We start from the raw sequence: 8,423 nt of genomic DNA on the forward strand, positions 1-8,423 counted from the left end.
GGGGAAGGCGGAGGTCAGGGCGGCGACACCCGCAGTGACGGCGACGGCCACGTTCAGCACGTAGTCCAGCACCAGCGAGGCCGCGGCAACCAGACTCGTCCGCGCCCCCAGATGCGTCTTCGCCACGGCGTAGGAGCCGCCGCCGTCCGGGAAGGCCGCGATGACCTGACGGTAGGAGGCCACGAGCACCGCCAGCAGGGCGGCGATGGCCAGCGTGACAGGCATCGTGAAGCCCAGTCCGTGCGCGCCGGCGGTGGCCAGGACCAGGACGATCGCCTCCGGGCCGTACGCCACCGACGCCATGGCGTCCAGCGACAGCGCGGCCAGGCCGGTGACGGCGGTCAGCCGGTGGCGTTCACCGGCATCCGGGGGTTCCTCGCCGGCGGGAACGGCATCCGGCTGCTTGGTGGTCAGGACGGACATGGGTGCGTGCTCCTTCTTCCCTGAGCCGCGCACGAAGGTCGAAGCGCGCGGGTGCACTCAGGTTCTGACCGATTCCCGCCGCATCCCACTGCTCCTTGCGGCATCTTCGCGCCCAAGCGGCCGACCTTGACGGGACCTTGACGGGCATCTCCGTCAGGTCCGCATCAAGGTCCGCCGATCCGCTTCCCCAGGTCACTACCGTCTGCACCATGGGATGCCCTGACGTATCAGGTGAGGCGGCGAACGAGCTGGAGTGGACGCGGGAGTTGTGGAGCGCCGTCCGCTGCGCCGCCGCGCTGCTCCTGCTCCTGCTCCTGCTCGACTGGGGAACCGGCCGGATCGCCCCGTGGCGCGCCGCACTGTGGCTCGCTCTCTCCGGCCTGCTCTTCGTCGTGCTGTATCCCGCCCGGGTGTCCGCCGGCGGGAACTGGCTGGCTTCGCGCCGGCTGGCGCGCGAGCGCCGGGTACGGACAGACCTGCTGGTGTCGGTCCGCTGCCTGGACGGCATCTCCGCGCGGCTCCTGCTGCGTGACGCGCTGGGTGGCCGCGTCGAGATCGATCCCGAGGTCCTGGTACGCAACCCGCAGCTGTGGGTCCGTCTGAACGAGGGCGCGCGGAAGGCGGCGGCCGACGGTCTGCTGCTGTGCGGGCAGACCGCGCTGCGCCGCCTCTCGGCCCGCATGGACAGCGAGGCGGCGCTGGCCGTGTTCAAGGCGTCCGGACTGGACTAGGACGACTCAGTCCCTCCTATTCACCGGATGCGGCTGCACGCCCGTCATGAGGATGTCCAGCCCGCGCCGGGTGGTCGCCAGGACCACCCGGTCACCGGCCCGCCGCACCCGGCCCTGCCCGGGACGCCAGTCGGAGCCTGACCCGCCCGCACGCAGGCCGGTGAGGGGGTCCGTGGAGGACACCTCCACCGCGGGAACCGCGGCCCCGACGGCGAGCACCCGCCACTCGTTCTGCCGGAACGCCTAGTGCACCAAGCGCCCCTCCAGCTCAGGGTGTCCGGCCACGTCCACGCAGGTGAACAGCAGCGAGCCGCACTCCACTAGCGGCGGGCGACCGACTCGTTCGTGACCGGGTCGGGCGGACGACACCGGGGAAGACCCTGTCTTCGATCAGGGTTCATGTCGCAGGTCGAGAGTTGACGTCACACCGAGAAGGAACCTCGGGAAGGGCCGCACCGGTTTCACCGGGCAGCCGGTCCGGCTTCAAGATCGCTTAAAGGAGTCGGCCGTGCCCGGTTCCATCACCCGCGCACCGGTCCGGCCGTGTCCAGCACCGCCCCCGTCTGGTCGGCCAGGGTCACCGCGACCAGCCGGGCCTGGAGCGAAGGTACGGGGCCTGGGCCGGGGGTGAGCATGAAGCGGCCGAGGTAGTGCCCGTTGCCGTAGGCCCGCAGTTCGGTCTCGCCCTCGGGCCAGCCGTCGGTGTCCGGATTCCAGGTGCGTCGGCCCACGGTCACACTGCCGTCGTTCTCCAGGCGCGGCGGACGGCCCATGAGCGTGCCGTACTCGAAGCGGCAGGCGCGCAGGCCGAGCAGGTCGGTCAGCTCGCCGCGGACGTGGTCGACCACGGTGTCCGCCGAGTTCTCGGACTGGACGAGATCGGCTGTCCGGTGGATGCGTGCCAGGTAGGCGGCGTCGGTCACCGTCAGGAGCTGCAAACGCCGGGCACGTGCGGCGAGTTGGGAGACGATCAGGCCGACGGCCAGCAGGAGCACCGCCGTCTCGATGTCTGCGGATGCGGTGATGTCGAAGGTCTCGTAGGGCCTGGTGAGGAAGAAGTCGTACCAGGCCGCCGCCGACAGCGCGGCGACCACGCCCGCCGTACGACTGCCGAACGCGGCCACTGCGACGACCGCCACGACGAGGATGAGAGCGGCGTTCGTGTGCGACAGACTCGTACGGAACGGGACGAGCACGAGGGCCACCAGGAAGGGGGCGGCCAGGCCGGCCGTCAGGGCGAGCCGGTCGCGCGGCGACCAGGTCCGGGGGGCAGCTCTGCTTCCTCCCCGGTGCTGCTTCCAGATGCCGGTCACAGTACTCATCATGCGCCTCCTATGCTCTGTTCGGTCGCTCGGGCCGCCACGGCCTGGGGGGCGATCGGCAGCGAGACGACCATGGTGAGGCCGCCGCCGGGGGTGTCCTCCGGGGTGAGGGTCCCGGTCATGGCCTCGGTCAGACCACGCGCGAGGGCGAGTCCGAGGCCGAGGCCCGTGGTGTTGTCGGTGTCGCCGAGCCGCTGGAAGGGCTCGAAGAGCCGGTCCCGGCCATCGGCGGGCAGCCCGGGACCCCGGTCGACGACCCGCAGCTCCACCCTGCCCGCCAAGGCGCTGGCGGTGACCAGTACCTTCTTCCCGGGCGGCGTGTGGCGGGCCGCGTTGCCGACCAGGTTGGCGATCACCCGTTCCAGCAGCGGCGGGTCGGCCAGCACCGCAGGGATGGCCTCCACCTCCGCCACCTCGGCCTTCGGTACGTCCGCCAGGGCCATGGGCAGCACCTCCTCCAGGGAGGTGGTCCGCAGATTCAGGGTGAGGGCGCCCGCCTCCAGGCGGCTGAGGTCGAGGAGGTTCTCGACCAGCCGGTTGAGCTTGGCCATGGACTCGTCGGCCGTGGCGAGGAGCTCGTCGCGGTCCGCCGGGGAGAAGGCGACGTCCCGGCTGCGCAGCGAGGTGACCGCGGCCCATCCCGCGGCCAGCGGCGTGCGCAGGTCGTGGCCGACGGCCCGCAGCAGGGCCGTGCGCAGCCGGTCGGCGGCCTTCACCGGCTCCACCTCGGCCGCCGCCTCGGCCAGCCGGGCGCGCTCGACCGCGGAGCCCACGTGCGCGGCGAAGGCGGCCAGGACCCGCCGCTCGGACGACGACAGCGTGCGGCCGCGCAGTGCGAGCCAGTCGCCGGGACCGGCGGCCACGCCCGTCACGCCGGGCGCGTCGGGCGGCTCGTCGACCAAGTCCGCGGACTCCATGCCGAAGGTCTCGCGCGTCCGGTCCAGCAGGGCCGGGATGGTCGCTTCGCCGCGTACGATGCTGCCGGCCAGCGACGACATGGTCTCCGCCTCCGCGGTCGCGCGCGCGGAGCGGCGCGACAGGCGCAGCGAACGGTCCACGACGGCGGCCACGGTGGCCGCGACGACCGCGAACACCCCTAGGGCGAGCAGCGCGTTGGGGTCGCTCATGGTGAACTGTCCCACGGGCGGGATGAACCAGTAGTTCAGCAGCAGGGACGCCGTCACCGACGCGATCACCGCCGAGACCACCCCGCCTATGCAGGCGACGCCCACCACGGCGAGCAGAAACAGCAGGGCGTCGCTGGTTAGGTTCAGCGTCCCGCGAAGCTGGGCGAGAACGATGGTGAGTAGTACGGGCAGCACGAGCCCGGCCACCGGTCCGGCGATCAGCCGAGCCGTCGACAGTGTGCGTCGCCGGGACGGCAGGAGGGTGCCGCGCCCGGCCCGCTCATGGGTGACCCGGTGGACGTCGATGTCCCCGGACAGCTCTGTCACGGTCTCCCCGGTACCCGGCCCGGTGAGAAACCGGGCGAGCCTTCCACGGCGGCTGGTGCCCAGCACCAGCTGCGTGGCGTTTTCGGCCCGGGCGAACTCCACCAGCGCGCCGGCCGCGTCGTCGCCGACGACCGAGTGGTAGCTGCCGCCGAGGTCCTCCACGAGCCTGCGCTGGCGGGCGAGCGAGGCGTGCGAGACCCCGGCGGCCAGGCCGTCGCTGCGCGCCACATGCACGGCGAGCAGGTCGCCGCCCACGGACCGGTCGGCGATACGTGCGGCACGCCGGATCACGGTGTCGCCCTCCGGCCCCCCGGTCAGCGCGACGACCACCCGCTCCCGGGTCTCCCACACCCCTCCGATGCCGTGCTGGGAGCGGTACTCCTGGAGCGCCTCATCGACCCGGTCGGCCACCCACAGCAGCGCCAGCTGGCGCAGCGCGGTCAGGTTGCCCGGCCGGAAGTAGTTCGCGAGGGCCGCGTCGACCTTCTCAGGCGTGTAGATGTTGCCGTGCGCCATGCGGCGGCGCAGGCCCTCGGGCGGCATGTCCACCAGCTCGATCTGCCAGGCGCGCCGGACGACCTCGTCAGGCACCGTCTCGTGCTGCGGCACGCCGGTGATCTTCTCGACCACGTCGTTGAGGGACTCCAGGTGCTGGATGTTCAGCGCCGTGATCACGTCGATGCCGGCGCCGAGCAGGGTCCCGATGTCCTGCCAGCGCTTGGGATTGCGGCCGTCACCGGGGACGTTGCTGTGAGCGAACTCGTCAACGATCGCCACCTGCGGACGCCGGTCGAGCACGGCGGCCAGATCCATCTCCTCGAACTCCCCGCCCCGGTAGGGGCAGGAGACGCGAGGTACGGTCTCCAGGCCGTCGAGCATCGCCTCCGTGTGCGGGCGTCCGTGACACTCCGCGAAACCGACCACCACGTTCGCCCCGCGGGCGGCACGGCGGCGTCCCTCGTCGAGCATCCGGTAGGTCTTGCCGACCCCCGGCGCCGCCCCGAGGTAGACCTTCAGTCGTCCGGGCCGTAGGTCACTCATCGCCGCCGACGTGCTCCGCTCTCTGATCCACCCCCCTTCGCGGGAGGGTTCCTCCTCCTAGGAAGCCGCTTCGCGGAACGGTCAGCACGGTTGTTAGCGGTTCCTTGGCGCCGGCCCGGGCGGCCTTGACAGTGTCTTGACGCGATCTGGCCCGATAAGGTGAGGGCAGGTGTGCCGGGAAGTCTGGTCGGCCGGGAGTCGGAGTGGCTCCCGTTCTCTCAGGGGGACGGCATGCGCGGCGTAGGTACGGTTCTGGCCCTCGTGGTTCTGGCCACGGTGGTGGCCACCTTTGCACGCCGGTGGCGGATTCCCGCGCCCTCCCTGCTCGTGGTCGCCGGCCTCGGCGTGGCCCTGCTACCGGGCACCCCGCAGATCGAGATCAGCCCCGACATCATCGGGCTCGTGGTGCTGCCGCCGCTGCTGTACGCGAGCGCCGAGGAGATGCCCTGGCGGGAGTTGCGCGCGGTGTGGAAGCCGGTCGGGATCCTCGCCATCGGCCTGGTGCTGGCCTCGGCGGCCGCCGTCGGCGCGGTGGCAGTGCTGGTGACACCCCTGTCGTGGCAGATGGCGTTCGTGCTGGGCGCGGTGTTGGCCAGCACCGAACCCGTCGCGGTTACCGCGCTCGGCCGCAGGCTCGCCCTGCCGCCCCGGGTCCAGGTCCTCGTCCAGGCGGAGAGCCTCTTCAACGACGCCACCTCGCTGGTCCTGGTCCGGGTGGCGGCTGGCATCGCCGTGGCCTCGGCCGCCGCGAACTGGGACGCGGCGGGCGGGAAGTTCCTGGTGCTGGCGGGCGGCGGCACGGTGATCGGGGCGGCGGTGGCCGGTGTGATCATGCTGATCCGGCGCCGTACCGAGGACCCCGTGCTGGAGACGGTGATCGCCCTGGTCACACCGTACGCCGCCTATCTGCTGGCGGAGGTCGCGCACACCTCCGGGGTGACGTCCTGCGTGGTGGCCGGTGTGGTGCTCGGCGGGCGCGGTGACCGGCTCACCAACGCCCGCATCAGGCTCCAGCTCCACGCGGTGTACGGGACGGTCGTGTTCCTGTTGGAGAGCGTGGTGTTCAGCCTCATCGGGCTGGCGCTGCCCGCGGAGGTGCGGGCGCTGGCGGACGGCGACCGGGCATGGCCGCTGTACGCCCTTGCCGTCGCCGGCACGCTCGTCGCCGTACGCCTGCTGTGGCTGGCGCCGCTGTCGGCGCTCGTGCAGCGCAAGGGCGGCATCGGACGGGTGAACTGGCGGGTGCCGATGGTGCTGACGTGGGCGGGCACGCGCGGGGTGATGCCGCTGGCCGCCGCCCTGTCCATCCCGGAGGTGACGAAGAACGGTACCCCGCTCGCCGATCGCCCCCTGGTGCTGGTCCTGACCACCTCCGTCGTGGTCGTCACCCTGGTCGTGCAGGGCTTCACCCTCGCCCCGGTCGTCCGCCGCTCCGGCATCGCCCTGGAACCCGCGCACACCGCGCGCGAGGAGGCCCGGGCCCGCTCCCACCTCGCCCACGCCGGCCTCGCCCGGCTGGAGGAGCTCGCAGAGCTGGAGGTCGTACCGGACGTCGTCGTGGACCGCCTGCGCCGAGGTCTGACCGCCCGCCTCGACGACGCCCGCGACCGCCTCACCGGCGGCGACGGTCCCGACGGCGCGGCTACGGAGTCCGCCGACCGCGTCTACCGCCAGCTGCGCCGTGACCTGATCACCGTCGAGGCGACCGAACTCCAGCTCCTCTACGACTCCCACGCCATAAGCGACACCACCCGCCGCCGCCTCCAGCGCGGCCTGGACCTGGAAGAAGCCCGGCTGGCGGACGCCTGAAGGATCCCGGCCGTGCACATTCACCGGATCTGGCTGCTCCGGTGGCCGTACTGCATCTACTCGCCTGCGGTTACCGGAACTCTGCCAGCCGCGGTCGCAGCCCCAGCACGGCCAGGAGCATCGCCGCGCACAGCAACCCGCCCGCCCACGGGAGCGGCCACTCACCGCCGAGCGGCCCGCGCCGACGGAGGAGGTGAAGTGGGCGCGGTTGATGCCCGCCACCTTGTCCAGCGCGGCCATCCACGCCCCGAAATGCGCGTTGGACGTACCCGGCTCCCAGCCCATGCAGAACTCGACCGCCTGGGCTTCGTCGCCCTCGGCTTCAGCCTCACCGCGCATCTGTCCCTGCACCCGGACGCGAGCGGCCTTCAGATCCGCATCACCTGGCTGCAAGGCGGCAAGGACACGTCGTACGACTTCGCTCTGGGCGTCCGACCCTGACCCGGTGGTTCTCCGGCTCCCGGCCAGACGATTCGAGAGGTGCGAGGCCGAACCGGACCGTGCCCGCCGCCCGTGCGTCCACACGGGCAGAGGCGAGGCAGGGCGTAGGGATCTCGTCAGGATCACCCCGTGCGGCATCAGGGCTCCGTCAGCAGCGCTCGCCGGGCCCCATACGGCCGTCTAGCGTCAGTGACATGCGATGGAGCGGACCGGTGGCCCCGGCCGGCGACCGCCACTGGCGTGGCAGCGTCCGGCTCGCGGTGAGCTGCGCCCTGGTGTTCGGCGCGCTGGCCTTCCTGGTCGACTGGGACGCCGACACCCTGTCGGCACCGCGCGCCCTCCTGTGGGTCACGCTGTCGGCTGTGGTGTGCGCCATCCTGCTGCCGCAGCGGGTGAGCGCGGGCCCCGGCTGGCTCGCGGTGCGCACGCCCTGGCGTCGTCGCATCGTCCACACCGACGCGCTGGCAGCCGTACGGCAGTACGACGGCGTCTCCTCCCACCTGGTCCTACGGGACGTCCACGGCCACCGCCTGGAACTCGATCCCCGCATCCTCGCGGCCAACCCCTTGCTCTGGCACGCACTCGACACGGGCGTCCGTCGGTCCCGGGAGCGTGGGACGCTATGGCAGGGTTCGGAGGTTCTGGACCGGCTTGGCCACCGCATCGACGACGATCCAGGCGGTACTCCGGACATCGGGACTTTCCTGATCGCACGAGGAGCCGTGCGGTGCGTGACCCACGTTCTGCATGAGGGCCTTCGAGTGACGGAACGTCAGGCGAGGCCGAGCCAGCCGAGGACCGTCTGCACCAGCAGGACGGTGGACATGCCCGCGAAGCCGACGACCACGGCGGTGGCGGCGATCCGGCAGCGCGGTCCGTTGGCCGCGTCGCCCAGCAGCGAGCGGCGGTTGGTGAGGACCAGCCGATAGACCAGGACGATGGGGCTGATCAGGCCGTGCAGGACCAATTCATCCGGCACCAGCCGCTCGACCAGATCCGTCATGCACGGTTCAACGAACGATCACGCCATAAGAAACGATGTCTTGGACCGTGTCCTACATGGTCAGTTTCCGGAACCGTTTGTAGCAGCAGAGGGCTGCGGCCAGTCCGAGAAAGGCCAGGTAGTTGCGGGGGTGGCGTTCGTAGCGGTGGTTGAGGCGGCGGTATCCGGTCAGCCAGGACATGGTGCGTTCGATGACCCA

General features: G+C 71.7%; 8 protein-coding genes and 1 pseudogene. 3 read left to right on the top strand and 6 right to left on the bottom strand.

What is annotated here, in order from left to right; genetic code table 11:
- Positions 1-423, bottom strand: a pseudogene (locus GT030_RS20690) (amino acid permease); the annotation flags it as partial.
- 209 nt (positions 424-632) lie between these two features.
- Here GT030_RS20690 and GT030_RS20695 point away from each other — a divergent pair.
- On the top strand, positions 633-1,154 hold the full coding sequence (locus tag GT030_RS20695) for a hypothetical protein (RefSeq protein ID WP_161202374.1): 522 nt from the start codon (positions 633-635) through the stop codon (positions 1,152-1,154).
- Between the two features lie 6 nt (positions 1,155-1,160).
- On the opposite strand, the gene GT030_RS20700 is transcribed toward GT030_RS20695, so the two are convergent.
- From GT030_RS20700 to GT030_RS20710, 3 genes are all read right to left on the bottom strand, one after another.
- Positions 1,161-1,373, bottom strand: coding sequence for a hypothetical protein (locus GT030_RS20700; protein ID WP_161202375.1), 213 nt, complete (start codon positions 1,371-1,373; stop codon positions 1,161-1,163).
- Between the two features lie 302 nt (positions 1,374-1,675).
- Entirely contained in the window at positions 1,676-2,476 is an 801-nt protein-coding gene (locus GT030_RS20705) for a DUF4118 domain-containing protein (protein WP_161202376.1), read from the bottom strand.
- Positions 2,476-4,971, bottom strand: a complete 2,496-nt coding sequence (locus GT030_RS20710; RefSeq protein WP_161202377.1) for an ATP-binding protein — start codon at positions 4,969-4,971, stop codon at positions 2,476-2,478. Before GT030_RS20710 ends, GT030_RS20705 begins: the two co-directional genes overlap by 1 nt.
- Before the next feature lie 231 nt (positions 4,972-5,202).
- Between GT030_RS20710 and GT030_RS20715 the strand changes: the two genes are divergently transcribed.
- Positions 5,203-6,780 (top strand): Na+/H+ antiporter, encoded by a 1,578-nt coding sequence (locus tag GT030_RS20715; protein ID WP_161202380.1) that lies wholly within the window; start codon positions 5,203-5,205, stop codon positions 6,778-6,780.
- A 252-nt stretch (positions 6,781-7,032) separates the two neighbouring features.
- Positions 7,033-7,221 carry a hypothetical protein gene (locus GT030_RS20720; protein ID WP_161202378.1) on the top strand — a complete coding sequence of 63 codons (189 nt, stop codon included), beginning with the start codon at positions 7,033-7,035 and terminating at the stop codon, positions 7,219-7,221.
- Positions 7,222-7,993: 772 nt separating this feature from the next.
- Here the strand turns inward: GT030_RS20720 and GT030_RS20725 are convergent.
- Together GT030_RS20725 and GT030_RS20730 are read right to left on the bottom strand one after the other, a co-directional pair.
- On the bottom strand, positions 7,994-8,224 hold the full coding sequence (locus GT030_RS20725; protein ID WP_202460350.1) for a hypothetical protein: 231 nt from the start codon (positions 8,222-8,224) through the stop codon (positions 7,994-7,996).
- 52 nt (positions 8,225-8,276) lie between these two features.
- A partial coding sequence (locus GT030_RS20730; RefSeq protein WP_161202379.1) for a transposase occupies positions 8,277-8,423 on the bottom strand: 147 nt, incomplete at its 5' end.

Origin of the sequence: Streptomyces sp. SID1328 (assembly GCF_009865595.1) — a bacterium.
Lineage (GTDB): Bacteria > Actinomycetota > Actinomycetes > Streptomycetales > Streptomycetaceae > Streptomyces > Streptomyces griseoluteus.

Excerpts from the sequence above, each read along its gene's own strand:
- GT030_RS20710 (WP_161202377.1), bottom strand. The coding sequence starts at position 4,971 with ATGAGTGACCTACGGCCCGGACGACTGAAGGTCTACCTCGGGGCGGCG.
- GT030_RS20715 (WP_161202380.1), top strand. The coding sequence starts at position 5,203 with ATGCGCGGCGTAGGTACGGTTCTGGCCCTCGTGGTTCTGGCCACGGTG.
- GT030_RS20720 (WP_161202378.1), top strand. The coding sequence starts at position 7,033 with ATGCGCGTTGGACGTACCCGGCTCCCAGCCCATGCAGAACTCGACCGC.
- GT030_RS20705 (WP_161202376.1), bottom strand. The coding sequence starts at position 2,476 with ATGAGTACTGTGACCGGCATCTGGAAGCAGCACCGGGGAGGAAGCAGA.
- GT030_RS20725 (WP_202460350.1), bottom strand. The coding sequence starts at position 8,224 with ATGACGGATCTGGTCGAGCGGCTGGTGCCGGATGAATTGGTCCTGCAC.
- GT030_RS20695 (WP_161202374.1), top strand. The coding sequence starts at position 633 with ATGGGATGCCCTGACGTATCAGGTGAGGCGGCGAACGAGCTGGAGTGG.